The 26023-nt window shown below is 65.0% G+C and carries 25 protein-coding genes; 15 read left to right on the forward strand and 10 right to left on the reverse strand.

Features of this window, described 5'->3' with window-relative positions:
* Window positions 1-92: 92 nt before the first annotated feature.
* Complete coding sequence (locus RMET_RS18415) at window positions 93-875, forward strand: phosphoribosyltransferase (protein ID WP_011518075.1); 783 nt, start codon at window positions 93-95, stop codon at window positions 873-875.
* 10 nt (window positions 876-885) lie between these two features.
* On the opposite strand, the gene RMET_RS18420 is transcribed toward RMET_RS18415, so the two are convergent.
* The 4 genes from RMET_RS18420 to RMET_RS18435 form a co-directional block, all read right to left on the reverse strand.
* Window positions 886-1398 carry a LeuD/DmdB family oxidoreductase small subunit gene (locus RMET_RS18420; protein ID WP_011518076.1) on the reverse strand — a complete coding sequence of 171 codons (513 nt, stop codon included), beginning with the start codon at window positions 1396-1398 and terminating at the stop codon, window positions 886-888.
* Window positions 1395-2717 (reverse strand): 3-isopropylmalate dehydratase large subunit, encoded by a 1323-nt coding sequence (locus RMET_RS18425; RefSeq protein ID WP_011518077.1) that lies wholly within the window; start codon window positions 2715-2717, stop codon window positions 1395-1397. The genes RMET_RS18420 and RMET_RS18425 overlap by 4 nt, the downstream gene beginning before the upstream one ends.
* Window positions 2714-3754 (reverse strand): tripartite tricarboxylate transporter substrate binding protein, encoded by a 1041-nt coding sequence (locus RMET_RS18430; RefSeq protein ID WP_011518078.1) that lies wholly within the window; start codon window positions 3752-3754, stop codon window positions 2714-2716. Before RMET_RS18430 ends, RMET_RS18425 begins: the two co-directional genes overlap by 4 nt.
* A 100-nt stretch (window positions 3755-3854) precedes the next feature.
* The gene (locus RMET_RS18435) at window positions 3855-4637 is read right to left on the reverse strand and encodes a GntR family transcriptional regulator (RefSeq protein WP_011518079.1); all 783 of its coding nucleotides are present in this window, start codon (window positions 4635-4637) and stop codon (window positions 3855-3857) included.
* A 699-nt stretch (window positions 4638-5336) separates the two neighbouring features.
* On the opposite strand from RMET_RS18435, the gene RMET_RS33640 reads away from it, so the two are divergent.
* The 8 genes from RMET_RS33640 (at window position 5337) to RMET_RS18475 (ending at window position 13815) form a co-directional block, all read left to right on the forward strand.
* The gene (locus RMET_RS33640; protein WP_011518080.1) at window positions 5337-6818 is read left to right on the forward strand and encodes a hypothetical protein; all 1482 of its coding nucleotides are present in this window, start codon (window positions 5337-5339) and stop codon (window positions 6816-6818) included.
* Between the two features lie 192 nt (window positions 6819-7010).
* The gene (locus RMET_RS18445) at window positions 7011-7472 is read left to right on the forward strand and encodes a hypothetical protein (protein WP_011518081.1); all 462 of its coding nucleotides are present in this window, start codon (window positions 7011-7013) and stop codon (window positions 7470-7472) included.
* Window positions 7469-8167 (forward strand): C39 family peptidase, encoded by a 699-nt coding sequence (locus tag RMET_RS18450; RefSeq protein WP_011518082.1) that lies wholly within the window; start codon window positions 7469-7471, stop codon window positions 8165-8167. The genes RMET_RS18445 and RMET_RS18450 overlap by 4 nt, the downstream gene beginning before the upstream one ends.
* 13 nt (window positions 8168-8180) lie before the next feature.
* Complete coding sequence (locus RMET_RS18455; RefSeq protein ID WP_011518083.1) at window positions 8181-9320, forward strand: flagellar biosynthesis protein FlhF; 1140 nt, start codon at window positions 8181-8183, stop codon at window positions 9318-9320.
* A gap of 108 nt (window positions 9321-9428) precedes the next feature.
* The gene (locus RMET_RS18460) at window positions 9429-10901 is read left to right on the forward strand and encodes an acetate kinase (protein ID WP_011518084.1); all 1473 of its coding nucleotides are present in this window, start codon (window positions 9429-9431) and stop codon (window positions 10899-10901) included.
* Window positions 10902-11069: 168 nt separating this feature from the next.
* Complete coding sequence (locus RMET_RS18465; protein WP_008643456.1) at window positions 11070-11582, forward strand: hypothetical protein; 513 nt, start codon at window positions 11070-11072, stop codon at window positions 11580-11582.
* A 283-nt stretch (window positions 11583-11865) separates the two neighbouring features.
* A complete protein-coding gene (locus RMET_RS18470) occupies window positions 11866-13005 on the forward strand; it encodes an ABC transporter substrate-binding protein (protein WP_008643458.1) in 1140 nt (379 codons plus the stop codon).
* Window positions 13006-13035: 30 nt separating this feature from the next.
* On the forward strand, window positions 13036-13815 hold the full coding sequence (locus RMET_RS18475; RefSeq protein WP_011518085.1) for an SDR family oxidoreductase: 780 nt from the start codon (window positions 13036-13038) through the stop codon (window positions 13813-13815).
* Between the two features lie 22 nt (window positions 13816-13837).
* Here RMET_RS18475 and RMET_RS18480 read toward each other — a convergent pair whose 3' ends face one another.
* Entirely contained in the window at window positions 13838-14737 is a 900-nt protein-coding gene (locus RMET_RS18480; RefSeq protein ID WP_011518086.1) for a LysR family transcriptional regulator, read from the reverse strand.
* Between the two features lie 123 nt (window positions 14738-14860).
* On the opposite strand from RMET_RS18480, the gene RMET_RS18485 reads away from it, so the two are divergent.
* From RMET_RS18485 to RMET_RS18500, 4 genes are all read left to right on the forward strand, one after another.
* Window positions 14861-16222 (forward strand): acyclic terpene utilization AtuA family protein, encoded by a 1362-nt coding sequence (locus tag RMET_RS18485; RefSeq protein WP_029309839.1) that lies wholly within the window; start codon window positions 14861-14863, stop codon window positions 16220-16222.
* A gap of 12 nt (window positions 16223-16234) precedes the next feature.
* The gene (locus tag RMET_RS18490; RefSeq protein WP_011518088.1) at window positions 16235-16579 is read left to right on the forward strand and encodes an AtuA-related protein; all 345 of its coding nucleotides are present in this window, start codon (window positions 16235-16237) and stop codon (window positions 16577-16579) included.
* Window positions 16580-16621: 42 nt separating this feature from the next.
* On the forward strand, window positions 16622-17608 hold the full coding sequence (locus tag RMET_RS18495; protein WP_011518089.1) for a Bug family tripartite tricarboxylate transporter substrate binding protein: 987 nt from the start codon (window positions 16622-16624) through the stop codon (window positions 17606-17608).
* 119 nt (window positions 17609-17727) lie between these two features.
* Window positions 17728-18477: an NADPH-dependent F420 reductase gene (locus RMET_RS18500; RefSeq protein WP_011518090.1), complete on the forward strand. Its 750-nt coding sequence runs from the start codon at window positions 17728-17730 to the stop codon at window positions 18475-18477.
* 60 nt (window positions 18478-18537) lie between these two features.
* Here the strand turns inward: RMET_RS18500 and RMET_RS18505 are convergent, their stop codons facing one another.
* Window positions 18538-18927 carry a GNAT family N-acetyltransferase gene (locus RMET_RS18505; RefSeq protein WP_008646522.1) on the reverse strand — a complete coding sequence of 130 codons (390 nt, stop codon included), beginning with the start codon at window positions 18925-18927 and terminating at the stop codon, window positions 18538-18540.
* 226 nt (window positions 18928-19153) lie between these two features.
* On the opposite strand from RMET_RS18505, the gene RMET_RS18510 reads away from it, so the two are divergent.
* Window positions 19154-20644, forward strand: coding sequence for an AMP nucleosidase (locus RMET_RS18510; protein ID WP_011518091.1), 1491 nt, complete (start codon window positions 19154-19156; stop codon window positions 20642-20644).
* A 126-nt stretch (window positions 20645-20770) separates the two neighbouring features.
* On the opposite strand, the gene RMET_RS18515 is transcribed toward RMET_RS18510, so the two are convergent.
* The 3 genes from RMET_RS18515 to RMET_RS34005 form a co-directional block, all read right to left on the reverse strand.
* Entirely contained in the window at window positions 20771-21433 is a 663-nt protein-coding gene (locus RMET_RS18515; protein WP_375198994.1) for an OmpW/AlkL family protein, read from the reverse strand.
* Between the two features lie 350 nt (window positions 21434-21783).
* Window positions 21784-23481: a 2-isopropylmalate synthase gene (gene leuA, locus RMET_RS18520; RefSeq protein ID WP_196776433.1), complete on the reverse strand. Its 1698-nt coding sequence runs from the start codon at window positions 23479-23481 to the stop codon at window positions 21784-21786.
* A gap of 108 nt (window positions 23482-23589) precedes the next feature.
* Window positions 23590-23739, reverse strand: a complete 150-nt coding sequence (locus RMET_RS34005) for a hypothetical protein (RefSeq protein ID WP_011518094.1) — start codon at window positions 23737-23739, stop codon at window positions 23590-23592.
* Between the two features lie 272 nt (window positions 23740-24011).
* Here RMET_RS34005 and RMET_RS18525 point away from each other — a divergent pair, with 272 nt between their 5' ends.
* On the forward strand, window positions 24012-25397 hold the full coding sequence (locus RMET_RS18525) for a hypothetical protein (RefSeq protein WP_011518095.1): 1386 nt from the start codon (window positions 24012-24014) through the stop codon (window positions 25395-25397).
* A gap of 292 nt (window positions 25398-25689) precedes the next feature.
* Here the strand turns inward: RMET_RS18525 and RMET_RS18530 are convergent, their stop codons facing one another.
* On the reverse strand, window positions 25690-26010 hold the full coding sequence (locus tag RMET_RS18530) for a DUF6587 family protein (RefSeq protein WP_011518097.1): 321 nt from the start codon (window positions 26008-26010) through the stop codon (window positions 25690-25692).
* Window positions 26011-26023 lie beyond the last annotated feature (13 nt).

A 26023-nucleotide genomic window follows, 5' to 3' on the forward strand; every position in this document is an offset into this window, starting at 1 on the left:
GCCGGGCTGTTCGGCCAGGACTATAGTGGCTGTGGAGCCGCGCCCGGCGCGGTTTGCAACCCATCTTTCCTGCCAGCCTGGGGGAGCCCGTCATGAGTCTTCCGCCATGTTTTGCCAACCGCCGCGAGGCGGGCCAGTACCTCGGTCGTCATCTGGCCGCGCTTGGCTATTCCCGGTCACATGATGGCGATCCGGCACTTGTGCTGGCCTTGCCACGCGGTGGCGTTCCCGTTGCCTACGAAGTCGCACGCATGCTCGACGCGACACTTGATGTGCTGCTCGTGCGCAAGATTGGCGCGCCCGGCTATCCGGAACTGGCGCTTGGTGCCGTGGTCGAGGGCGATGCCGGTGGCAGCGGGCCGCATACGGTCGTCAACGACGACCCGTGGGCACGCCGCGCGCTGGAGTCTGGCGCGTTCGATGCGGAACGCGGCCGTCAGCTTGGCGAGATCTGCCGTCGACAGCAGCGGTATCGCCAGGGGCACCCCGTTACCGCGATGGCGGGCCGGCGCGTGATCGTTGTCGATGATGGCGTGGCTACCGGCGCGACGATGCGTGCGGCGCTCGATGCCGTGCGCATGGCGGGTGCCGCGGAGGTCGTGGCGGCGGTGCCGGTGGGATCCGTGGATGGCCTCGACACGCTCCGCGCCGTGGCGGATCGCGTGGTCTGCCTGAATATCCCCGAAAACTTTGGCGCGGTCGGCGCGTTCTATCTCGATTTCACGCAGACCTCGGATGACGAGGCGCTGTCGCTGCTGCGCGAGGCCGCTGCCGTCGCACCGCCCCTGGCCACGCATGGTGCCTGGTCGCGCAATGGTGGTGTGTCAGGAGGTGGTGAGTCAGGACACCTCAGCAACGGGCCGGCTGCCCACTGACACCAGGGTCTCAGACTTTATTGAGGCGGGCTTTGAGGTGCGGCACCAGCCCGCCCGCGTGCAACAGCGCGCGCAGGAAATCGGGCACCGGTTCGCAGGATACGCGCCGGCCATCGCAGAGCCTGATCTCGGCCGCATCGAGGAAGAACGTGGCTCGCGCTCCGTCGGCCAATGCGGCCGTATCCGCGCACACCAGCACCGGCAGCCCAATGTTGATCGCGTTGCGATAAAACAGCCCGGCGAACGACGACGCCAGCACGGCCGCCACGCCAAGATGCTTCAATGCCTGGGCTGCCTGCTCACGCGAAGACCCCATGCCGAAGTTGCTGCCCGCCACGATGACGTCGCCGGGTTTGACCGCGCCCGGAAACTCCGGCCGCAGGTTTTCCAGGCAGTGGCTTGCCAGCACATCGAGCCCGTCCTTCATGAATCGGCCCGGCGCCATCGCGTCGGTATCGACGTTTTCGCCGAAGCGCCAGATGCGGCCAGAGGGCGGGGGGTGGAAATCCGGAGCCGGGGTCATGCCAGTAACGTGCGTGGGTCAGTGATGCAGCCGGTGGCGGCGCTGGCAGCCACGGTCATGGGCGATGCCAGCCATACGGCGCTACCTGCATCGCCCATGCGGCCGGGGAAGTTGCGCGCGGTCGAGGCGATGGCGCGGCTGCCGGCCGGAAAGCGTGTGGCGCCGTAGCCGGCGCACGCATTGCACGCGTTCGGCAGCAGCTCCGCGCCGGCATCCATCAGCACGCCGAGCGTCCCTTCGGTGGCCGCTTGTTGCTGGTCGCGCAGCGAGGCCGGCGCGACCTTCAACGACACGCCCGGTGCCACCTTGCGCCCGCGCAGCACGCGCGCGGCCATGCGCAGGTCTTCGAGCTTGGCGCCGGTGCAGGCGCCCAGATAGGCGATCTCGATCGGCGCGCCGGCGGCCTGGTCGACCGGGCCGCTGTTGGCCGGCGAATGCGGCGCGGCTACCTGCGGTACCAGCGTGCCGGCATCGAAGCGATGTGTGGCCAGTACCGGTGCGTCGGCATCGCTGCGCCACTGGCGCGGTTCGATCGCGGCGAGCGTGGCGGCATCGACGCCGGCATCGGCAAGCCATGCCATCGTCGTGGCATCCGGCGCGATCAGCGCCGTTTGCGCGCCGAGTTCGGTGCTCATGTTCGTGAGCGTCATGCGCTCCTGCATCGACAGCGTCTTTACCGTGCTCCCGGTGTATTCGATCACTTCGTAGCGGCCACCCGCCATACCCAGCGTGGCGCACAGGAACAGCATGATGTCCTTGGCGCAAACGCCGTCCGACAGCGTCCCCTGCCACTCGACCCGGATCGTGTTCGGCACACGCAGCCAGATCTCCCCCGTGGCCAGCACACCGGCCATTTCCGTGGCGCCGATACCGAACATGTACGCGCCAAAAGCGCCGCCCGTGGGGCTGTGGCTGTCGCCGCCGACGATGAAGCGTCCGGGCAGGATATGGCCGCGCTCGGGCAGCACCACGTGGCAGATGCCTTCGTTGTCGATGAAGTTCTGAATGCCCGCTTCACGCACCCAGTCGCGCGTGAAGCGCAGAATCGATTCGGCTTCGGGGTCGGCCGCAGGCACGTAGTGGTCGGTGACCACCACGAAGCGGGACGGATCCCAGACCTTTGCGCCGAGTTCGCGCAGCAGCGGCGCCACGCGGCGCGGTCCGCTCGAGTCGTGCGACATGGCCAGGTCGACCTTGCACATCACCACCGATCCCGGCGTGACATGCGACACACCTGCCGCACGAGCGACCAGTTTCTGGGCGAGTGTGGCGGGCAGTTGGCTGGGGTCGACCGCGGTCTTGCCGTGCGGCAGGGTCATTCGGGCTTGGCTCCTGAATACTTCACCACCGTGGCCCAGCGCTTGACGTCCTGCTTCACGAAATTCGCGAACGCCTCCGGCGGCATGGCACTGGGCTGCGCGCCATCGGTTTCCAGGCGCTTGCGCACTGCGGGCTGCTCGAGCCCGTGGCGTGCGGCCTGATACAGTGCCTGTGTGATCTCCGGCGGCAGATTGGCCGGGCCGAACAGGCCGAACCACGCGCTGGACTCGAAACCCTTCACGGTGGCGCCAATCGGCTGCGCACCCGGAAACTGCGGCAGCGGCGTCGGGCTGGTCACGCCGAGCACCTTGAGCTTGCCGGCCTTGACGTGCTGCGCCACGTTGATCGTGCTGGCGAACATCAGGTCAACCTGCCCCGCGAGCAGATCCGTGATGGCGGGCGTGGTGCCCTTGTACGGGATGTTGACGATATACGTGCCCGTCATCATCTTGAACATGTCACCGGCCAGATGCACCGACGATCCCACCGCGCCGATGCCGAAGTTCAGCTTGCCCGGCTCGGACTTGGCCAGACGGATCAGTTCGGGGATGTTGTTGGCGGGCAGGTTGGGCCGTGCCACCAGCACGCTGGGCACGGTGGCCACGAGCGTGATCGGCGTGAAGTCCTGGATCGGATCGAACGGCAGCTTCTTGTACAGCGTCGCGTTGATCGTATGGCTGGTGAAGCTCATCAGCAGCGTAGTGCCGTCGGCCGGGCTCTTGGCCACCATGTCGGCAGCGATATTGCCGCCTGCGCCGGGGCGGTTCTCGACCACCACGGGCTGGTCCAGCGTCTGCGACATTTCTTGGGCGATCGTGCGTGCCAGCGTGTCGGTGGTACCGCCCGCGGGCGCGCCTACGAGGATGCGGATAGGCTTGCCGCCAGCGATCGCAGCTTGCGCGGCCTGTGCGGAAGGCGCGATGCACCACGCGGCCAGCGCGAGCAGCGCTGCACAGGATGCGCGCCGCTGGCTGCTGGCGGATTGCAGGGCAGACTTGCAGGCAGGCTGATGCTCGCCCGGGCGAACGACTGGCATGACGAAAGCTCCTCGGTTGTGATGTGGAGTGCGCAGTATCGCCCGATTCTGATTCGTCGCGAGGCCGGTACGAGGAGTGGGTTCCGGCCTCGCCCGCAGGTCAGTCGCGCAGGCCCGTGCGGGTTTCGTTCTCCACCCACACGTTGGCGCTGTCCCCGCCGCCCATTGGCGACAGTTCCATGCGGTACTCGTAGCGGTCGGGTCGATACTGGCCCATCAGCAGTTGCACCGGACGCCCGTTCTTGTCGAGCACCACGCGGCGCACGGCCAGCAGCGCGCCGCCAACGGGCACGTCGAGCAGCGGGGCCACGACCACGTCGGCCAGGCGGGCCGTCAGCACTTGCGACGCGCGGCCCAGCTCCACACCGGCGGCTTCCAGCAGGCGCAGCATCGGCGTGTTTTCCAGATCCTTGCGGGTCAGTGAGCGGCCCAGGTCGATCGGCAGGTAGACCGTGATGTGGGACAGAGGGCGGTTGCGGTAGTGACGCACGCGCACGATCTTGACCACGGGATCGCCCACCTGGATCTGCAGCGCTTCCGCGACTTCAGGGGTGGCGTGCACCTCGTCGATCGAGATGACCTTGACCGCGGTCTTCTCGCCCATGTCGATGATGGCGCCGAGCAGGCTCGTGGCGCGTTCCTCGGTGACCTGCGGCCTGACTGGATGCGGGTTCACGAACGTCCCGAGTCCGCGATGGCGGCGGACCAGGCCTTCCTGAACCAGGCGGTCGAACACGCGCCGCATCGTCACGCGCGAAGCGTGAAATTGCTTGGCAAGGTCGATTTCGCCTGGCAGCGGGCCCTGGCCGAAGCGGCCTTCCACGATCTGCTGGCGGAGCACCACGTAAATCTGGTGATACAGGGGAACGACGGCTTCACTCATGGTTTCCCTTGCGTAAGCGCTGACAAGTCCTAGACGCGTGTAATGTACTTTAAATCAGACATGGCGGCCAGCATCAAACGCACTCGCGGCGTGCGAAGCACAATCCGCGACCATATGTGTTGCGAGACGGCATCGAACGTCCGCCAGCCGCAAGAAAAGACGGTGTGCAGCGGCGATTCCTGCGCACCGGGGCGTAGTCATATGTCCGCGCGGCCCGGTTTCACGCGCTTGCAGCATGACGAAGCCGACACTGACTAGTCAGGCTTGCCGGCACCTTGGGGGGGGATGGTTGGGGGGCGGTGGCATCGCTGTTTCACCGCCGTTACGCGGGTTGCCGTCTTCAGCGTGTCGCTCGTACGGTCATAACACATTGAATTTCTGGCATTTTTTTCGGACGTGCCGGGCCGGTTCGCCTGACGGCCAAAATCGGTGTCACACCGCTGTGACATGTCTACTCCCATGCACAGGTTCCTGGTGAATGTGCGGCGCACAACAAACGGAAAAAGTTCCCAGGGAATTCCGCGCCAGCCTTTGTATTTCAACGGGATGCGCCGCGCGCCATGCGTGCTGGCACTGAATATGCGCAGGGGAAGGCTGGTCCAGCAACCGTGCGGGACCTGAACCTCCAGCCGGCGTTCTGGCTGTATGAGCGGTGGCCGGAGGCTGAGCCGCAATGTGAAATTCTCCTGGGAGCAACGTATGAACAAGACATTACTTGCGTCGGCGATTGCGCTGGCTTTTGGCATAGGTGGCCAGGCGCTGGCAAACCCGACGAACAACAACGAAAAGACCGGCACCACCAATACCCAGAATGCGACGGCAACATCCACGCAGAGCGGTGCTGGTGCATCTGCGAATGAAAATTCGACGGCTCTCCAGGCTAATGGAAACTCTTCCTCGTCGACCACCAACAAGACGAAGAACACCACCAACACCAACACCAACTCCAAGAATCACACCGATCAGGACATGCACGGCTATGGCAATGCCGCTGCGGCCAATGGCAGTACGGCTACCGCCAACTTCACCAACTCGTTCAACTCCAGCAAGGCGCTGGCCATCAGCAAGCTTGAAGGCTATGTGACCGGCAACTACATCCACAACATCGGTAACGTTGCCACCAACAATGGCACCGCCAATGGTGGCGCGGGTGGCAAGGGTGGCGCCGGTTATGGCGGCGACGGCAAGGGCGGCTCGGGTGGTTCGGGTGGCGCTAGCGGCGCTGGTGGCGGCGGCGGCAGCGGCGGCTCGGCAATCAATGGCAGCGCCAAGGCGGGTTATGCCTCCAATGGCAGCGCAACCGCTGGCGATGGCGCGGCAGGCGGCAAGGCCGTTGGCTGGGCTGGCGATGGCGGCAACGCCAAGAGCAACGGTGGCGGCGCGCTCACGGCGAGCCTTGGCGTAGGCGGCTTCGGCGGCTCGGGCAAGGGCAGTGGCGGAGCCGCAGGTGCCGGCGCCCTGGGCGGCTTCGGTGGCGACGGCGGCAATGCCAAGGGTAGCGGTGGCGGTGCTCTGGGCGCCAGCGGTGGCCTGGGCGGCGACAGCGCTGCTGGGTCCGCGCTCGGCAAGGTCCATGGCAATGCCGGCAACAGCTCGGCTACTTCCGGAGCGGGTGGCAATGGCACCGGTGGTACTGCTTCGGGCACTGGTGGCGCGGGTAGCGGCACGGGCGGTGCAGGTGGTGCAGGCGGTGCGGCTACGGCAGCTGCCGCAGGCGGCGCAGGCACTGGTTCTGGCGGTGCTGGCGGCGCCAACACCTCGACTGCCGGCGCGGCAACTGGTGGCGCCGCGACTTCGACCGGCGGCGCCGGTGGTGCGCAGAACAGTGTTGCCGGCAACGGTGGCGCTGGCGGTGCAGCCACTAACGGCAGCGCAAGCAGCATGGCGTCGAATGGCAGCGCAACGGCAGGCAATGGCGCGGTTGGCGCTTCGTCTGGCGCTGGCGGTGCTGGTGGCGTGGGCATGGGCGGCACGGGTGGTACCGGCAACGGTGCGGTTGGCGGCGCTGGCGGCAACGGCGGCACCAACTATGTCGATGCAGGCACCTTCAACATGTCGAACATGATGTCCAGCGTCGGCCAGTCCGCAGCCGGCATCATGATGGCCAACCAGAACAGCGGCATGTCGTCGCTGGTGCAACAAAGCGTCAACGTCCAGGCGAACCTGGCAGTCGGCAAGTAAGTCCTTCGAGCGTCTGTACCGTTCCGCACGGAACGGTACAGCACCCGCAGGGTTGAATCGGATGGGGCAGTGCGTGCCGACGGCATTGTTTGTCGACCGCTCTGCCGCATCAGACGCCTGTAGGTCCGAAATCGCTTCCGACGCTGGCGGCCCGGATGGGGGGCCGTGCCTCGGGGCATGAGGAGACGCACCATGCGATTGCATCGCCGAGCTGTCCTGGCAATGTCGACAGCCATCCTGGCCTGGCCGTTTGCGCAGGCTATTGCGGGGCCCCCCGTCGCCGAGGCATCCGCCACGGCCGTCGCGGTGGCAAGCAGTGATACAGGCGCAGCCACTGTTGTGGCGGGCGCGGCGGCAAGCGTGACGGCGGTAACGCCGGATGCTGCCCCCAAGTTGAATATTTTCGGCACGACAGCCAATGCGGTCGCGAGCAGCAAGCTCGATGACGTGCGCGGTGGCGCTGAACTGGTCGTCAACGACATGCGCCTGAACGGCACCGTGGGCGGCAACGCTGCCATCAACACGCTGTCGGGCAGCAACTATGTCTCGGACGGTTCGTTCGCCAATGCCGCGGGTTTGCCGACCGTGATCCAGAATTCGGGCAACAACGTACTGATCCAGAACGCGACCATCCTCAACGTCCAGTTCAAATGATCATGCGCAGCCTGCTGTTGGCAGCCGCCACGCTGGCGGTGGCGCTGGGTGGCATCGCCGAAGCCCGCGCCGATACCATTCGCATTCCGGGCGATCAGGGCAACTCTTACACAGTGCCCGTGACCAGCCTGCGCGAAGCGCGCTTCCGCACGACCATCCGACAGCAATACGACTTCAGCTGCGGCTCGGCCGCCGTGGCCACGCTACTGACCTTTCAGTACGGATTCCCCGTCAATGAAGAGACGGTCTTCGCCAACATGTATGTCAACGGCGATCAGGCCAAGATCCGCTCGGAAGGATTCTCCCTGCTTGACATGAAGCGGTTCCTCGAGTCGCGCGGGTTCCTGGCCGACGGCTACGAGTTGCCGCTATCGAAGCTCGAGGAAGCGCAGATTCCGGCGATCGTGCTGATCGTCGAGAACGGTTATCACCACTTCGTCGTGATCAAGGGGATCAAGGGCGACCGCGTGCTGATCGGTGACCCCGCGCGCGGCACCCGCTCCATCGAGCGCGATCACTTCGAAAAGATCTGGGACAGCCAGTTGCTGTTCGTTATCCACAATCGCACGGACCGCGCGCGATTCAACCTGGCAGCCGACTGGCGCGTGGCGCCGTCGGGCCCTTACTGGATGGGAGTTCCGCGAGACAGTCTGTTCTTCACCGTCATGCCAAAGCATGGCCCCGCCGATTTCTGAGCTGAGGAACATCATGGTCCAGACAACCATTTCACCCGCACCAAGATGCACGGCCAGGTCGACAACCGCGGCCGTGCTGCTTGGCGCGGGGCTGGCCTGCGCGGGCAATGCCCACGCCGGTGTCGAGACCTTGGCACCCGAGTCAGCCGATACCGCGGGCGTGGCGACTCCAGTCGCCATCGACCTGCCTGCAATGCCGACGCCGACACAGCTGTCGGCGCTATCCGAAGATCCAATCACTGCGGCGGCGCGTGCCGCAGACCCCATCGTTGCGGACAACGTCGCGGAGAACGTGTCCGGGAAAGCTGTCGAGTCGATCGCCGAAGCGCCTGCGCGGGGAGTAGAACCGGTGGACAAGGCGTCCGTTGCGCGGCATCACCCCATCGGGGACACGCTCGTGGCTGCCATGACAATGGCCACGCGGGAGCCCGCTGCGCAGGTGGCCGAAGCACGCGACGGCATGGCCAGGTGGAAGCCGGTCGCGCAGGCGCGGCTTGAAGAATCGCGTGGCGGTTTCGATGTCGCCGGTTTGCAGGTTGGCTTCGGTATTGACCGCGCCGTCTTCGTCAATGGCGCGCTGGCCGTGGCCACGAGCATCACGATTCCCAACATCAGCAGCATCACCTCGGCACAGGCCGCGCAACTCGCACAGGCCCTGGCGCCGGTGACTGTTGCCGTGACCGGCGCCAACAGCATAGCGAGCGCGGCGATTGCTGCCGCGCAGGCTGCAACGGGTCAGGCCGGTCAGGCGGGACAATCCGCGACCACGGCAGCGAATGGCGCGGCAGCCAGCGCGCAAGGCGCTGCCGGTGTCGCGGCGTCCACTTCGACTGCAGCAGCAAGCGGCGGGATCGCCCAGGCAACGGGCGCCGCCGGCGTAGCGCAACAACAGGCCGCGACCGCCGTCGCGGCGGCGGGCACGGTCGTCACCAACGGCCTGCTCACGGTGATACAGAACGGCGCGGCCAACACCGCGAACGTAGGTTCGGTAGCGAACATGCCGGCCACGGTTATCCAGAATACCCTCAACAACCAGAATATCCAGAGCCTGATGACGATCAACGCCAGCGTGAACACGCTGGCGGCATTCCGCGCGCAAATGGCAAACACCGCGCTGAACAGCGTCATTCCAACAATGGCCGGCATGAAGTAACAGCAATAAGGCAGTCGCAGGAAACTTTGGTCGTGGAAAGGAAGACATCGACGAACTGGTAGCGGGCCTTAGCGTTTTTGCCCGCCGTCCTCGGGGGAGGTAGACGTCATGAAGAAGCGCTCGCTGCAGGGCATTGGTCTTGCCAGTTGCTCTACGATGTGCCTGCTTGGCGGCATGGCTCATGCGCAGACTCCGCCCGACGATGGGCCGCCGGCGGCCGCCAAGCTCGAAACGCTGCAGAAGGAACTGACCGAACAGGCGAAGCAGCTGGAGGCGATGAAACGGGCGCTGGCCGAACAGGAGGCCACGATCCGCGAACTGCGCAGCACGGTGGATAGCGAATCGCTGGCGCGCAAACGTGGTGGCCAGGCCGGGGTAGGCACCGGCGTGACGCCGAGCAACATGGCGACCAATGCCGCCGCGGCCGCCGCGGGCGCCAGCGCCACACAGATCAACAGCACGGCCCAGCAAGGCGTACAGGCCCAACAGGCGCCATCCGACGCGCCGCCGCAGGCCGTGGCGCCACAGAACGTGCAGCAGGGCCAGGCCGCGCAGGGCGACCAGCAAGGCGAGTCCGCCGCGGGTCCCGAACAACCGGTGGGCAGGCCGCCGGAGCGCGATACGCGTCCACCAGAGATCGCGCCAATCTTCGACCAGCCTGGCGTACTCACGCCCCAGGGCAAGATCGTGATCGAACCGAGCTTCCAGTACGGCTACTCGTCGAGTGACCGCGCGGTACTGGTCGGCTACACGGTGATTCCCGCGCTGCTGATCGGCCTGATCGACGTGCGCGAGATCAAGACGTCGACGTACATCACGTCCATGGCCTTCCGCTACGGCATTACCAAGCGTCTCGAGATCGAAGCCAAGGTGCCGTACGTGCATTCGAGCAGCGATACCGTCAGCCGCGAAATCTTCACCGGCACCGCCGTCGACAACGCCTTCAATGCGAGCGGCAGCGGCCTGGGCGACGTTGAGGCGACGTTGCGCTACCAGCTCAACTACGGCAACGAGAAGATGCCGTACTTCATCGGCTGGCTGCGCTACAAGTCGAACACCGGCAAGGATCCGTTCGAGGTGGTGACCGATTGCGTGACCCGTTGTGTCAGCAACACTACCGGCACCGGGTTGCCGCTGGGCATGCCGACCGGCACCGGCTTCCAGGCAATCCAGCCGGGCGTCACGTGGCTGTTGCCGACCGATCCGGCGGTGTTCTTTGGTACCTTCAGCTACCTGCACAACTTCGCGCGTGACAACATCTATCGCACCGTGCTGAACGGCCAGCAGGAATTCCTCGGCAAGATCGCACCGGGAGACATCTTCGAGTTCAACTTTGGCATGGGCCTGTCGCTCAACGAGCACGCGTCGTTCAGTATCGGCTACGACCAGAGCATCATCTGGCCGACCAAGCAGAACGGGCAGACCGTCCCAGGCTCCGTGCGCATCACGCAGGGCACGCTGCTCGTGGGCTACTCCTATCGCTTCAACAACCGGTACACACTGAACCTTTCGGTGGGCGCGGGCCTGACGCGAGACACACCGGATCTGACGGTGACGGTGCGTCTACCGATCACATTCTGATGGCGTTCGCACAGGCGAAGTGACGCGCGAAATTCTCCGTTTGGCACCCCACTTCCCGTCATCCATTCGGTACCTTGCGCAGGCTTCGTGGAGAGAGTAGAACAGCTACTAACCCGTCCCGAAGACGGATCATCAGAGTACGGGGCGGCCTGACAGAGGAGGCTAGTCATGCGCAAACGGATCTTCTGGTTGTTGCCCGACCTGGCGAGCGCGCGCCGTACCATGGACGACCTGCTGCTGGCTCGCATCGAGAATAGCCACATCCATTTCGTGGGACGCGATGGCGCCGACATGACGGGTCTGCACGAGGCAAACCTGTTCCAGACTTCGGACATCGTTCACGCTGCGGAAATGGGTCTGATGGTTGGCGGTGGTGTCGGTATCGTGGCCGGTGTGGTGGTGGCGATGTTCCCGATCGTCAGCGACTCTCCGCAATGGGGCCTGGTCGGCGTGCTCGCCGTGCTGGGCGCCGTGTTTGGCGCGTGGGCCGCGAGCATGATCGGCAGCTCGGCGCCGAACAGTCGACTACGGTCGTTCGAGAAGGACATCGAGGCAGGCAAACTGCTGCTGATGGTGGATGTGCCGCGCGGCCGTGTTGAAGAAGTCGAGGCGCTGCTGCAGAAGGCGCACCCCGAAGCGTCCTTCGCCGGCCTGGATCCTGCTGTACCGGCCTTCCCCTGATCGAAGCAGGGCCAGGCCTCTCCCTTCGCGCGCCCGTCGTGGCGCGCCCCGGCGTGTGTCCCATCACGCGCCATGCTGCGGCCACACCTGAAACCGGTACCGGAGTCTTCAGGTTTCCGGTGTGATGCCGCAGCAACACTTCACCGCACTTTCTGCGCCAAATTCCGCCCTATCCGCCGCTTTGTTTGCTCATTGCCACCCATTGGGTTACCGTCCCCATGCCGCCGCAGTTGCGCGGCGCGCTTAAAAATCAAACACACCAGCGCTACTGGAGGGGTCAACAATGAACGCAAGGCAGTTCGCGTGCGGCATATTTGCCGCCACGCTCGGGTTTGTCGCGCCCATCGCGGCACACGCGGAACCTGGCATCACCAAGAACACCATCCGCATCGGCCAGTCGGCCGGCGTCACCGGCCCGGTGGCGGGCTCGGTCAAGGAGCAGATCGCCGGTGCCCAGGTCTATCTCAATGCGGTCAATGCCAGCGGCGGCGTTGCGGGCCGGCGCATCGAACTGCTGACCTATGACGACGGCTTCGATGCCAAACGCACGCCCGGCAATGTGCGCAAGCTGATTGCCGACGACAAGGTCTTCGCGCTGTTCATGGTGCGTGGCACGCCGCAGAACGAGAGCATCCTGCCGATCATCGGCGCGGAGAAGGTGCCGCTGGTGGCGCCGCTGACCGGGGCCATCACGCTGCATCGACCGGTCAATCGCTACGTGTTCAACGTGCGCGCGAAATACCAGGATGAAGTGGCCAGGGCGATCAATCATCTGGCCACATCCGGCATGAACCGGATCGCGATCTTCTACGCCAACGACGGATTCGGGCAGGACGTCTTCGAGGGGTTCAACACGGCCTTGCAGGCACGTGGCGTGCAGCCAGCTGGCGCGGCGTCGTTCAATCGCCCGATGGGGGATATCAGCCAGGGTGTGGCCAGCGTAAACAAGGCCGATCCGCAGGCCGTGATGGTGATCGGTTCGGGCTCGGAGGCTGCCCGAATCATCCACGAGATGAAGAAGGCCGGTAGCCAGGCGCAGTTCGTCACGCTGTCCAACAACGCAGCCGATTCGTTCATCAAGGAACTGGGCGACGATGCCCGGGGCTTGATCATCACGCAGGTGGTGCCGGGCATGAACTCGAGCCAGATGAGCGTTGCCAGCGAATATCGCGGCCTGGCCAAGGCGCAGAAGGTGGAGCCGAGCAATGCGGGCATGGAGGGCTTCATGTCGGCAAAGGTGCTGGTCGAGGGGTTGCGCCGCGCGGGACCTGAGCCCACACGCGAGAAGCTCGTGGCGGCGCTTGAAGGCCTGCGCGACTACGATCTCGGCGGCATCCTGATCAGCTATAGTCCGACGCGCCACACTGGTTCCTCGTTCGTGGAAATGTCGATCGTCTCGTCGACCGGCAAGCTGATTCGCTGAAGACCGGGGGGCTGCGGTATATTTCCCCGCATGGAAAATGCATCCACAGCCCATCCCTTCTCGCTCACCGGCCGCGTGGCACTGGTCACGGGCGGTGCGCAGGGCCTTGGCCAGGCGATTGCCGCCGGCCTGGCCGCCGCTGGCGCGCACGTCCTGATCTGCGCGCGCAACGCCGCGCGCGTGGACGAAGCCGTCGCGCAACTGCGGGCCAACGGCCTAGGCGCCGAGGCGCTCGTTCTCGACATCACCGATGAAGCCGCCGTGGCCGCGGCGTTCGACGACATCGTCGCCTGTCACGGGCGGCTCGACATCCTCGTCAATAATGCCGGCGCGCGTAATCGCAATTCGATGGCCCACCTCGATGCGGCCGACCTGCGGCAGATGCTGGAGACCAACCTCGTCGCGCCCTATGCGTTGTGCCGTCATGCGGCGCAATGGATGCAGCGTGGCGGGTATGGACGGATCGTCAATGTCACGTCGATCGCTGGCCAGGTGGCGCGCGCCAATGACGTGCTCTATCCCGCCACCAAGGGCGGACTCGATGCGCTGACGCGTGCGATGGCCGCTGATCTGGGCCGCCAGGGCATTACCGTCAACGCCATTGCGCCGGGATACTTCGCTACCGAGCCAAATCAGACGATGGTGGCCGACAAGACCGTGGCAGAGTGGCTGCGCAACCGGACCTCACTGGGCCGCTGGGGCCAACCGGAAGAGGTGGCGGGCGCGGTGGTGTTCCTGGCTTCGCCGGCGGCATCGTACGTGACAGGGCAGGTGCTGGCCGTCGATGGCGGCTACCTCGGCCACTTCTGAGCCCAATCCTCCAGGTCTAGCTCTAGCGCCTGCCGCTCCGGTAATGCGCGCGCAGGCAATCCAGCATCGCGGTTGCCGCCGCCGAATCGCCCCGATCCTTGAGCCGTACCACGCAGATGTCGCGCACCAGCGTGGGCATTTGCATGGGCCGGATGGCCAGCCCTTCGCGCCGGAACTGGAATAGCGCCAGCGCTGGCACGACCGACACGCCCAGACCCGCCTCGACGAGCGCCGCCACGGTAGCCAGGTGCTCGACTTCCATGACCCCGTTCAGCTTGAGTGGATGCAGTGCTGCATCGAGGTGCTGCCTTACGCTGCTGGTGCGCGACAGCTGGATAAATGGCAGTCCGGCCAGGGCTTGTGGCGTAACGCGCCGCTTCCCGGCCAGCGGGTGATCGGCCGGGCAGACCAGATGGAAACTATCGCGCACCAGCGCTTCGACGCGCAGGTCGGCGTCCTGGGCCGGCGCGGGCGCCAGCGCGAAGTCGGCCTGTCCACGTCGCACAAACTCGATGCAGCCGTCGGCGAGCTGGTCGTGCAGTTCGAGCGCGATACCGGGATATTGCTGGTGGAAGCTGGCCAGCAACGGCGGCAGGTCGCCGCCCGCGAGCGACGGTAGCGCAGCGATCGCCACGCGACCCTTGCGGCGCTCGGCATGGTCGCGCAGATCATCGAAGGCCGCTTCGAAATCGCCCAGCAGCCGACGCGCCATCTCCTCGAATCGGCGCCCGTCGGTGCTCAGGTCCACATGTCGTGTGGTGCGTTCGAAAAGCCGGCAGCCCGCCTGTTCCTCGAGCGTCTGGATCAACGCGCTGAATGCCGATTGGGACAGGTGGCACGCCTGCGCCGCGCGCGTGAAATTGCGATGGGTGGCCAGCGCAACGAAAGCGCGCAGGTGCTTGACCGACAGGTTCGACAGCATGGTTCGGGTAGTGGAGATTTATCGGCATTATCGATAGATTAATCCAAATCATCCGTTTGTTAGTGAGAGCCTGCGAGACCTAGAATGGGTTCGCCGTCCTTTTCTTCGAGTTTCGGAAACGCCATGACTGTCCCCTTGCTGATCGGCTCCGGCGCCGGATTTTCCGGTGACCGCACCGACGCCGCCCTGCCAGTGGTGCGCACGCTGATTGCCGCGGGCGGACCTGCCGCGCTGATCTTCGAAACGCTGGCCGAACGCACGTTGGCACTTGCGCAACTGGCACGTCGCGACGATCCCGAGCATGGCTACGAACCTCTGCTGGACCAGCTCCTGACGCCGGTCCTCGGTTTGTGCCTGGTCAACGACATTCCGATCGTCGGCAACTTCGGCGCGGCCAATCCGCGTGCGGCGGCCCGCCGTATCGGCGAGCTGGCGGTGGAGTTGGGTCTGCCGGTGCCGCGTGTGGCCGTCGTGGAGGGTGATGACCTGTCGCACGACGAAGGTCGGGCGCTGCTGCGCGGTATCGTCGGCGACACTTTCCCGGAGGCGCGTTTCGTCTGCGCCAACGCCTACATCGGCGCGCAGGGCATTGCTGATGCGCTGCGCGACGGCGCGCAGGTGGTGGTGTGCGGCCGCGTGGCCGATCCCGCGCTGGCCGTGGGTCCGGCGATGGCGCACTTCGGCTGGGCCTGGGATGACTGGAATCGCCTGGCTGCTGCGACGATGGCCGGCCATCTGCTCGAATGCGGCGCGCAGGTCAGCGGCGGCTATTTTGCCGATCCGGGCATGAAGGACGTGCCCGATGTACACGCCGTCGGTTTTCCGATCGCACGGCTCGATGCCGATGGTGGCATCGAGATCTTCAAGGCGGCTGGCACCGGCGGCTGCGTGGACCTGCGCACCGTGAAGGAACAACTTCTGTACGAGGTGCACGACCCCTGCGCCTACCTGACCCCCGACGTGGTCGCCGATATCGGCGAGGTGACGGTCGCGCAGGTCGGTCCGGATCGCGTAGCTGTCCGCAATATCCGAGGCCATGCGCGTCCGGACACGCTCAAGGTCAACCTGTTCTACCAGGGCGGGTGGATTGCCGAGGGCGAGATCTCGTATGCAGGCCCCAATGCGGCGGCGCGTGCGCGACTGGCTGCCGACATCCTTGGCAAACGCATGAAGGGGCTCGGTTTCGACGTGCCAATCCGCTTCGACCTGATCGGCGTCCTGAGCGTGTTTGCCGATGACGCCGGCGAGATGCTGGCGCGGCCGCAGCCGCATGAGGCCGAGGCGCGCGATGTGCGCCTGCGCGCGGCGCTGGCGCACGAGGACAAGGCGGTGGCCCAGGCGCTGCTGCGCGAGGTCAATGCGCTCTACACATGCGGCCCCGCGGGCGGTGGTGGCGTGCGCACGGCATTGCGTGCGCGCCTTAACGCGATGTCGTGTCTGGCGCCACGCTCCGCCGTGGCGCCGCGCCATACCCTGTTGTCCTGACCGGAGCCTGCCATGACCGTAACCACAAAGCTCTACCGGTTTGCTCACGGCCGCACCGGCGACAAGGGCGACCGCTCCAACATCAGCGTGATTGCCTACGATGCCCGCGATTTCGATCACCTCGTCGCGCACGTGACCGAAGATGCGGTGCGCGCGTTGTTTGCGCATCGGCACCCCGGGGCCGTGAAACGCTATCTGGTGCCGTCGATCCACGCGATGAACTTCGTCATTGATGGCGCGCTCGATGGCGGCGTCAACGATGCGCTCAATCTCGATACACACGGCAAGGCGCTGGCGTTTCTGCTGCTGGACATGCCGATTCCCTTGCCGCCGCGGTTTGCCGGCGGCGCTTCATGATTGCCAAGCTGTTCCATCACAAAACAACTGGAGGAGACACAGATGTCCGCGTTTCGCAGGCCGCAGGCCCCCGCAGCCCTACTCGCTTTCGCTACGTTCACGTGCCTGGCCTTGCCGGCCGGCAGTGCGTGGGCCGAATTTCCCGACAAGCCGATCCGCTTTGTCGTGCCCTTCGCGGCCGGTAGCGCGACGGACCAGCTCGCGCGCGCCGTGGGCCAGGCCGTGACGCAGGAAGCGAAGGTGACCGTGGTGGTCGACAACAAGCCGGGCGCGAATGGCTTCATCGCCGCCGGCGACGTGGCGAAGGCCGCCCCCGATGGCTATACGGTGCTGATCACCACCAACACGACGCACGCAGCCAATGAGCATCTGTTCAAGAAGCTGCCGTACGACCCGGTCAAGGACTATGCGCCGCTGACGGCGCTGGGCCGTGGCGGCCAGATCATGGTGGTCAATCCGCAGGTACCGGCCAAGACCGTGGGCGAGTTCATCGCGCTGGCAAAGAAGGAGCCGGGCAAACTCAGCTTCGGCAGCGGCAGTTCTTCGTCGCGCATTGCCGGCGAGCTGTTCCAGCAGATGGCGCACGTGGAACTGCTGCATGTGCCGTACAAGAGCAACCCGCTGGCGATCACCGACTTGCTCGGCAACCAGATCCAGATGATGATCACCGACACGGCGACGGGGCTGCCGCAGGTGAAGAGCGGCAAGCTGCGCGCGCTGGGTGTCTCTGGCAAGGCGCGTTCGCCGCTGGCGCCTGATGTGCCGACGATCGACGAGGCTGGCGTGAAGGGCTACGAGATGAGCTACTGGTTCGCGGCCTATGCGCCGGCCGGCACGCCGCCCGCAGTGGTCGGCAAGCTGAACCAGATGCTGGTCAAGGCCGCCAGGAGCGAGACGGCCGCCACCTTCTACCAGTCGACCGGTACCGACGTGTTCACAAGTTCGCCGGCCGAACTGGCGAAGTTCCAGGCGCAGGAATCGGCGAAATGGGGCCGCATCATCAAGGCGGCAAACATCCAGCCCGAGTAAGTTCGCTTCACGCAGAAACGGGTACGCTTTGCGCTGGCAAGGCGTTCCCGTGACAACTTGCCCCGCCACGTGCCGTGATTTCGCCTAGAGTGTCTGGATCGGAACGACTGGAGCGTGTCATGAGCCAGACAGGCAAGGGGTTTCGGAGTGAGCGGCGCGGTTTCCTGATCGGGGTGGCGTCCGCGGCGTTGGGCACCGTGGCGTTGCCGGCGTCGGCACAGTCACTACGCGGCAAGCCGAGATCGAAGATCGGCGTCATCGGTGCCGGCCACATCGGCGGCACGATCGGGGGTATCTGGGTGGGTGTGGGGCATCCGGTGATGTTCTCGTCGCGCCATCCCGAAGAACTCAAGCCGTTGGTCGAGAAACTGGGATCGCTGGCACAGGCCGGGACCGTGGACCAGGCCCTCGCGTTTTCCAATGTCGTCCTCCTTGCCGTGCCTTACGGCGCGTTGCCCGAACTGGGCAGCCAGCATGACTGGAAGGGCAAGATCGTGCTCGACGCCACCAACGCTGTCGCGCCGCGCGATGGGGCGATCGTCGAGGAGGTCAAAGCCAATGGCATCGGGGTGACCACCGCCAAATACCTGCCAGGCGCGCGCGTCGTGCGTGTCTTCAATTTCACGAGCGCGGGGTCCTTCGCGCGTGAGAGCAATCGCAAGGGGCCGTTGATGGCGGTGCCGATGGCGGGGAACGATGCCGGCGCGCTGATCATTGCCGGCAGGCTGGTACGCGATGCGGGCTTTCAGCCCGTGGTGGTGGGAGGCCTGTCCAGCGCCGACCGCTTCGCGCCGGGAGGCAAGTTGTTCCACATGGAGGGCACGGAAGCGGAATTCCGTCGTGCCATGGCGCAAAATTCCGCGCCGTGATGCCTGAGCCCGTGATGCCTGCTGTGAGACCTGATGAGTGAGACCTTGTGGCGGGCTTGCTCAGCGGCGCCGCCACTCCATCGCCACCATCGACGGCGTGAACCCGAGTTGGCCGAAGAATGCGGCTTCCGACGAGCGCGCCGCGCGTAGAACCCAGGTGATATCCGGATCGTTGCCCATGACATGCCGCAGCAGTGCGCGGCCGACACCGCGGCGACGATGCTGTGGCGCTACGGCAACCATCGAGATATAGCCGTTCGCGATGTCGTCGCAGAGCGCGCGCGCGAAGCCGATGACCTCGCCGCCCTCCACCGCCACTGCGACGCGTTGCGAGTTGGCGATGAGCTGCGCGAACCGTTCGGGATTGCTGACCTGTTGTTCCCAACCATTGGCGGCAAGCAGACGCCGGGCTGCCTCGATATCTGCGGGCAACGGGTTGCGGATTTCCATTGACGATTCCTCCAGCCTGGTACTTGGGCACGCACGCCTTACTCCCACGAAAGTGGGGGTACGCCAGTGCCTTCCGCCACGGGCGCGCGTATGGTTCGCGCGTTTTGGCGACAGAGTGTAGCTAAGCGAACACGGCTGCGTCAAACAACTTTGTCCGTTAAGCCCCCGCGTTCGGTGCCGCACGAGGGCCTGCGCGGGGCCCTGTCGTGTCCCTTGGGCTAGCGGTATGATGCCTGCCATGAATGCCACGATCTTCTCCTCCGCCCACCCGGCAGATCAGCTTGCCGAGTTCAACGACGCAGATAGCGCGCTGGCGCGTATCCGCGAGATCTATGACAGCTCAGTGGCCGCCGTGCGCGCGCGATTTGACGCGTTTGCCCAGGGCAAGCCGCTGCCGTCGGCCGCGCACGCGTGCTATCCATACCTGGGCATCTCGGTCAATCTCGAGACGATGGTCACCGACAGCCGGCCTTCCTGGGGCACGGTGGCCTATCCCGGGGTCTATGGCACCACGGTGACGCGGCCGGACCTGCTGTGCGACTACTACCGCGACCAGATCGAGCGCCTGATGCGTTATCACCGCGTGCCGGTGGTGGTAGGGCTTTCGCGCCGACCGATCCCGCTGCCGTTCGTGATCGAAGCATCGACCACCGATATCAGCTACACGCAGGCGCGTGAACTCGAGGCGTCATTCGTGCTGCCGGAACTGAGCCGCATTGATGACTCGATCGCCAATGGCACGTATGAGCCCACTCCGGGCGAAGCCTGGCCGCTGTCGCTGTTTTCTGCGGAGCGTGTGGATCTGGCACTGCAGCGGCTTTATCACTACACGGGTACCGCGCCGCAGCATTTCCAGCGTTTCGTGCTGTTCACAAACTATCAACGTTACGTCGACGAGTTCGTGACACTGGGCCGTTCGCTGATGGCCGGTGACGGTGGCGATGGCTATGTGCGCTTTGTCGAGCCCGGCGACGTGATCCAGCAACTCGGCGAGCAGGAGCCGGATGACGCGACACGTCCACGCGCATTGCCGCAGATGCCGGCCTACCACCTCGTGCGCGAGGATGGGCTGGGTGTCACGCTGGTCAACATCGGCGTGGGGCCTTCCAACGCGAAGACGATGACGGACCACCTCGCCGTGCTGCGCCCACATTGCTGGCTGATGGTGGGCCACTGCGGCGGGCTGCGCCGCTCGCAGCAGCTTGGTGACTACGTGCTGGCGCATGCGTATGTGCGCGACGACCACGTGCTCGACCACGACCTGCCGCCCTGGGTGCCGGTGCCGCCGATCGCCGAGATCCAGGTGGCATTGCAGGAAGCAGTGGCGCGTGTGACGGGATTGTCCGGTACCGAGATGAAGACACGGATGCGCACAGGCACGGTGGTGTCAACCGACGATCGCAACTGGGAACTGAAATCGAAGTCGCTCTACGCGCGCTTCAACCAGTCACGCGCAATCGCCATCGACATGGAGAGCGCCGCAGTGGCCGCCAATGGCTTCCGACTGCGTGTGCCCTACGGCACGCTCCTGTGCGTATCGGACAAGCCGCTACACGGCGAACTCAAGCTGCGCGGCATGGCGAATGCGTTCTACCGTCAGCGTGTGAGCCAGCACATGACCATCGGGCTGGAGGCGATCCGCATACTGCGTGAGAACGGCGTCGAACAACTGCACTCGCGAAAGCTGCGCAGCTTCGACGAGCCTGCATTCAGATAAGACACCTAAGACACCTTCCTCCTTGTCTTCCTGAACGAAAAAAAGCGCGCGGTATCACCGCGCGCCTGGAATCGGAGTGAGCCGTCGCGAGCTCAGCCGTTTGACAAGGAGGAGAAAAATCGCCGCTTAGAAGCGATAGCCGACACCGGCGCTGAACAGCCACGGATTGAGCTGCACGTTCGATACCTTCTGGCCTGTTCCATTCGCGTAGACGTTGCTCGAGATCCAGATCTTCTTGACGTCGACGTTGAGGAACCAGTTCTTGGTTACCTTGTAGTCCATGCCGACCTGCAGGGCCGGGCCCACGCTCCAGCGGTCCAGGCCGAGCGTGTTGCCGGCGATGTCCGCGCCCCAGATTCGCGTCACGTTCACACCAGCGCCAACATAGGGACGGAAGGTGCCATTCGGAATGAAGTGGTACTGCAGCAGCAGGCTCGGTGGCAGGTGGCTGAACGTGCCGATCTTCGCGCCATCCAGACGGACATCCTGCTTTTGCGGGATCGTCAGCACCAGTTCAGCGGCAATGTTCGGCACGATGAAGTAGGTAACGTCCAGTTCCGGAATCCACTTGTTGTTGACGCTGATCCGATCAGATGCGCCCACACCGCCAACCGGGTCGGACTTGTTGTCCATGTTCAGGAACGTGCCGCGCAGGCGGATCATCCAGTTGCTCTGCTGTTCGTCGGCGGCCACGGCCGGTGCCGAGAGCGCGCCGATCGTGGCGGCGGTCAGCGCCATGCAGATGGAGGAAACAAGGGTCTTGCGGCGGGGAGAGAGGGTAGTGGTCATGGTCTGAAAGCACTGGACATTGAAAATGTGCGCCCAGTGTGTCCCTTGGTTCCCTTGCAGACCTTGACATAGCACAAGCAAGAATCACCCTGTTATTGAAAGGGGGATTGATCGTCGCCTGTGCGCGACAGATCGCTACAGCTTTGTGCAAACCGCGATCAAGCTTGTGCGGACAGGGCTTCTAACCACATGCGGAATGATTCGTGGCGCCCACGCGGCCTCCGCCGTACGCTGTGCGCACGTGGTTGTGCACCGCGCATGTCGTGGGCGTCCGAGAGGACGTCTTTCGCGGTGTGCCCTCTGGGGGGAGGGCACACCGGTTTTCTCGGATGCAGGGCATCCGCCAGTCATCAGGCCGCCCTGGCCTCCACGGCTTCCGACATGTCGCGGGTTTGCAGATGGCGATTGATACCGGAGACCACGGCCTTCAGTGACGCTGTGACGATACTGGGATCGACGCCCGCGCCGAAGCCCGTGATCGAGCCCGCGACGCGCACTTCCACATAGCAAGCCGCGTTGGCATCGGCGCCGGTGGTCATGGCGTGCTCGTGATAGTCCATCACACGCACCGCCACGCCCAGGCCGCGCGTGAACGCATCCACTGCCGCATCGATCGGACCATTGCCCGTGCCACGCATGCGCATCGGACGACCATCGCGCACGATATCGATCTCCACTTCCGCGGCGGCGTCGCTGGCCGATACCATGCGATGCGATACGTAGCGCAGTGGCGCCTCGACGTCGAGATACTCGCGGCGGAACAGTGCGTAGAGATCCGCGGCACTGGCCTCGAGCCCGGTTTCATCGGTCATGGCTTGCACCGCCCGACTGAACTCGATCTGCAGGCGGCGCGGCATGTAGATGCCGTGCATCTGTTCGAGCAGATAGGCCATGCCGCCCTTGCCGGACTGGCTGTTCACACGGATCACCGCGTCATAGCTGCGGCCGAGATCGGCCGGATCGATCGGCAGGTAAGGCACTTCCCAGATCGCGTCGTCCTTCTGCTGGGCGAATCCCTTGCGGATCGCGTCCTGATGGGAACCCGAGAATGCCGTGAAGACCAGATCGCCCACGTACGGATGACGCGGGTGCACAGGCAACTGATTGCAGTGCTCGACGCACTGGCGCACTTCGTCGATATCGGAGAAGTCCAGTTGCGGGTCCACGCCCTGTGTGTACAGGTTCAGCGCCAGCGTGACCAGATCCACATTGCCGGTGCGCTCGCCGTTGCCGAACAGACAGCCTTCCACGCGATCGGCACCGGCCATCACGGCCAGTTCCGCCGCGGCCACGGCAGTGCCACGATCGTTGTGCGGATGCACCGACAGCACGATGTGCTCGCGCCGCGCCAGACGGCGATGCATCCATTCGACCTGGTCCGCGAACACGTTGGTGGTGCTGCATTCCACTGTGGTCGGAAGATTCAGAACCATCGGTCGGTTGGCATCGGGCTCCCACACGGCCGACACCGCGTCCGATACTTCGAGCGAGAAGTCGAGTTCGGCCAGGCTGAAGGTTTCGGGCGAGTACTCGTAGGTCCATGCGGTGTCCGGCATGGCATCGGTCAGTTCACGGATCAGGCGCGTGCCGGAGACGGCCACTTCCTTGATCTCCTCGCGCGATGCATTGAACACGATGCGGCGCCATGCGGGCGCGATCGGGTTGTAGAGATGCACCGTCGCGCGCCTGGCGCCGCGCACGGACTCCACCGTGCGGCGGATCAGGTCATCGCGTGCCTGGGTCAGCACGACGATGTTGACGTCCTCGGGGATGCGATCTTCCTCGATCAGCATCCGCACGAAATCGAAATCGGTCTGCGATGCAGAGGGGAATGCCACTTCGATTTCCTTGAGCCCGATCTTGACGAGTTGCTCGAAGAATCGCAGCTTGCGCGCGCTGTTCATCGGTTCGATCAGCGCCTGGTTGCCGTCGCGCAGATCGGTGCTCATCCAGCGCGGCGCGCGGGTGATCTGGCGCGACGGCCAGGTTCGGTCATGCAAGTCGACGGTGGTGGCGGGGCGATATTTGGTGGATGGATCCTGCAACATGGGCATGGGAAATCTCCTTCCTCGCTAAGGGAAGATGCGACGAATGCGTCAAAAACGGAAAACGGACGGAAAAACGGTGGCGAAAGGCTGCCGAACTGCCACAGGGCTCTAGGCCCGGCAACCGATCGGTAGGCTTAGCAGTAGCGAGGAAGCGCCCAGGGCGCGGCACGACAGCAGGCCCGCGACGCACGCGCGCACGGCGGCATCGATGCGCGAGGCATCGGCGGCGTGGCGGAGGTTGAGTGCGGTAGCGGTCATCGTGCTGGGAAATGTGTCACAGCGGTTGCGCGACTCAAGGAGCGTAGTGCAGAACACGGGCTGGCGTCAACCTGGAATCGGGCGCGGATCCGCCTGGATGTGCCCTGCATCGGTGCGATTTGGAGCCGTCATGGCCGTTGCGTCTTACGACAAAGGGATGAAACGCGCCCCTTGTGTTGGTTCGCACTCAATCCTCTGGCCGGTATTGCATCCGCCGCATCGCGCCTAGTCTGATTCTGGGAACGGGCCCAAAACTACAAGAGGGGATCATCATGCGGACACGTACGTGGACCACATGGCTCGCCTGTGCGGCGATCGCCATGCTGATGGTGGCATGCGGCGGCGGAGGCGGTAGTTCGGGCTCGGGATCGGCGCCATCCGGCGGCGCGGGCAGTGGCGGTAGCGCCGGCAGCGGCGGCTCCGGCGCGGTGGCGACGTCCTATACGCTGGTGTTGAACCAGACCTCCGGCAAGGTCGCGGTAGGCGACACGATGCCGCTGACTGCGTCAGTCGTTGACAATCTTGGCAATGACGTTACCGGTTCGACCACATTTGCCTGGTCGACCATCAACTCCTCCATCGCCGTCGTGGCGAACGCATCGGTACCGGGCGGCGCGGTGGTGACCGGCGTGGGTCTGGGTATCGCCAACATCAGCGTGGTGGCGACCGTGACCGGCGCCAATAATGCGACGACCGTGCTGCCACAGGCATCGACGACGATTACGGTGGTTGCGCCGGGCAGCAGGACGTACAGCCTTGCGCTGCCGTACCCATCGCTTTCGATGACGGACGGACAGACCCTGCGCGTGACGGCATCCCTGATCGACAGCGACGGCGCGGATCGCTCCGCCAGCGCCACCGGATGGACCTGGCGCAGCACCACGTCGGCGGTGCAGGCCGCAGGCGTGGCCAATGTCGGCGTGCTGCTTGGCGTCAATGGGGGCAGCACCGTCGCGCTGTCGGTGGTCAGCGTCCAGGTCACGGCGCCGGATGGCAGCACCCTGACCGGCGCTTTCCCGGTGTCGGTGTTCCCGACCGGGGTGTCGAGCTTCCGGCTCGTGCTGTCGCAGAACGGCTCGCAGATCAATGCGCTGAACGTGCTCAACGGCTTCCCGCAGACGTACCTCTCACAGGTGGTGCGTAGCGATGGAAACGATTCGACCCCGGATTTCACCGGCCTGTGGACCTTTACGACCACATCGCCATCGTTGCTCGTGTTGCCGGATTCCTCGACGCGTCTCACCACGGTCAGCACCGGTCGGCCGAACGGCGCGTCGCCGCTGCAGAGCATTCTTTCGGAGATGGCCAGCAGCTTGACGCTGAGCGCAAAGCCGCGCGCCACGCTGTTTGTCACGGAGCAACCAACGTGGGCGCTGGTCTACAACGGTCCACAGCCATTGGTGGTGAACCGCCTGGCTGGCGCGACTGTCGCGGTGCAACTGATGCATCGTGGTGTGGATGAGGGCATCACCGGTTGCGGGACGAGCTGGGCGTGGTCGACAACGAGCAGCAACATCGTGGTCGCGCAGTCGGTGCTTGCGCCCAACTCGGCGTCGATCCTGCCGACGGCGGCTGGCCCCTTCTCGGTCACGGCGACGTGCACGGCCGGGGTGGAGGCCATGCCGTTGTCGATCACGATTCCGGGCACGGCACAGTAACGCACTCCTGCGAGGTGCGTACCCGTTTCTGCGTACGCTTGCCTCCTTGGTTTGCCCCCCTTTCCCGCTTGCGGGAGAGGGGCCGGGTGAGAGGGAATAGCGCCTCAAATTGCGACAAGGCGGCAGGCAGAGCCTGCACGCCCACTCCCCCAACCCCTCGCCTGCGTCGTGGGAGAGGGGTGCGCACGGACCAAAGCGTACCCATTTCTGCGAGCGTGACTCGCGTCCCCGCAAATGAAAACGGCGACCCTTTCAGGTCGCCGTCGTCAGGCATCATCCGTCGATCCCGTCGTCAGGATTTGCGTACGAAGCGGACGATATGCTCGTTGCTGGCGCCGCCTGACTCCGTCGACTTGGTCGAGGTATTGGATCCGCAGGTGCTGCATCCACTGTTCGTATCGCACCCCGTGGCGCAACCGGCGGCCTCGCGCGGCGCGAGTCGTCGCGCGACCCAGCCACGCCAGCCGCTGGCCGATGCTCCGCCCAGCCCCGCGGCCAGGCTCGCTTTCACGCGCTCGCGCGTGCGCGGCATGTAGCGGCCCACCACGTGCACGGCGCAGGCCAGCACGATCAGCGGAACCACCAGCGTTTCAAAGGCTTGATAGAACGTCATGGTCTTTGTGCCC

The sequence above is a fragment of the Cupriavidus metallidurans CH34 genome, assembly GCF_000196015.1.
Classification (GTDB): domain Bacteria; phylum Pseudomonadota; class Gammaproteobacteria; order Burkholderiales; family Burkholderiaceae; genus Cupriavidus; species Cupriavidus metallidurans.

Bases quoted from the DNA above. Each gene is read 5' to 3' on its own strand.
- RMET_RS18415 (WP_011518075.1), top strand. From the start codon at position 93: ATGAGTCTTCCGCCATGTTTTGCCAACCGCCGCGAGGCGGGCCAGTAC.
- RMET_RS18420 (WP_011518076.1), bottom strand. From the start codon at position 1,398: ATGACCCCGGCTCCGGATTTCCACCCCCCGCCCTCTGGCCGCATCTGG.
- RMET_RS18425 (WP_011518077.1), bottom strand. From the start codon at position 2,717: ATGACCCTGCCGCACGGCAAGACCGCGGTCGACCCCAGCCAACTGCCC.
- RMET_RS18430 (WP_011518078.1), bottom strand. From the start codon at position 3,754: ATGCCAGTCGTTCGCCCGGGCGAGCATCAGCCTGCCTGCAAGTCTGCC.
- RMET_RS18435 (WP_011518079.1), bottom strand. From the start codon at position 4,637: ATGAGTGAAGCCGTCGTTCCCCTGTATCACCAGATTTACGTGGTGCTC.
- RMET_RS33640 (WP_011518080.1), top strand. From the start codon at position 5,337: ATGAACAAGACATTACTTGCGTCGGCGATTGCGCTGGCTTTTGGCATA.
- RMET_RS18445 (WP_011518081.1), top strand. From the start codon at position 7,011: ATGCGATTGCATCGCCGAGCTGTCCTGGCAATGTCGACAGCCATCCTG.
- RMET_RS18450 (WP_011518082.1), top strand. From the start codon at position 7,469: ATGATCATGCGCAGCCTGCTGTTGGCAGCCGCCACGCTGGCGGTGGCG.
- RMET_RS18455 (WP_011518083.1), top strand. From the start codon at position 8,181: ATGGTCCAGACAACCATTTCACCCGCACCAAGATGCACGGCCAGGTCG.
- RMET_RS18460 (WP_011518084.1), top strand. From the start codon at position 9,429: ATGAAGAAGCGCTCGCTGCAGGGCATTGGTCTTGCCAGTTGCTCTACG.
- RMET_RS18465 (WP_008643456.1), top strand. From the start codon at position 11,070: ATGCGCAAACGGATCTTCTGGTTGTTGCCCGACCTGGCGAGCGCGCGC.
- RMET_RS18470 (WP_008643458.1), top strand. From the start codon at position 11,866: ATGAACGCAAGGCAGTTCGCGTGCGGCATATTTGCCGCCACGCTCGGG.
- RMET_RS18475 (WP_011518085.1), top strand. From the start codon at position 13,036: ATGGAAAATGCATCCACAGCCCATCCCTTCTCGCTCACCGGCCGCGTG.
- RMET_RS18480 (WP_011518086.1), bottom strand. From the start codon at position 14,737: ATGCTGTCGAACCTGTCGGTCAAGCACCTGCGCGCTTTCGTTGCGCTG.
- RMET_RS18485 (WP_029309839.1), top strand. From the start codon at position 14,861: ATGACTGTCCCCTTGCTGATCGGCTCCGGCGCCGGATTTTCCGGTGAC.
- RMET_RS18490 (WP_011518088.1), top strand. From the start codon at position 16,235: ATGACCGTAACCACAAAGCTCTACCGGTTTGCTCACGGCCGCACCGGC.
- RMET_RS18495 (WP_011518089.1), top strand. From the start codon at position 16,622: ATGTCCGCGTTTCGCAGGCCGCAGGCCCCCGCAGCCCTACTCGCTTTC.
- RMET_RS18500 (WP_011518090.1), top strand. From the start codon at position 17,728: ATGAGCCAGACAGGCAAGGGGTTTCGGAGTGAGCGGCGCGGTTTCCTG.
- RMET_RS18505 (WP_008646522.1), bottom strand. From the start codon at position 18,927: ATGGAAATCCGCAACCCGTTGCCCGCAGATATCGAGGCAGCCCGGCGT.
- RMET_RS18510 (WP_011518091.1), top strand. From the start codon at position 19,154: ATGATGCCTGCCATGAATGCCACGATCTTCTCCTCCGCCCACCCGGCA.
- RMET_RS18515 (WP_375198994.1), bottom strand. From the start codon at position 21,433: ATGACCACTACCCTCTCTCCCCGCCGCAAGACCCTTGTTTCCTCCATC.
- leuA (WP_196776433.1), bottom strand. From the start codon at position 23,481: ATGTTGCAGGATCCATCCACCAAATATCGCCCCGCCACCACCGTCGAC.
- RMET_RS34005 (WP_011518094.1), bottom strand. From the start codon at position 23,739: ATGACCGCTACCGCACTCAACCTCCGCCACGCCGCCGATGCCTCGCGC.
- RMET_RS18525 (WP_011518095.1), top strand. From the start codon at position 24,012: ATGCGGACACGTACGTGGACCACATGGCTCGCCTGTGCGGCGATCGCC.
- RMET_RS18530 (WP_011518097.1), bottom strand. From the start codon at position 26,010: ATGACGTTCTATCAAGCCTTTGAAACGCTGGTGGTTCCGCTGATCGTG.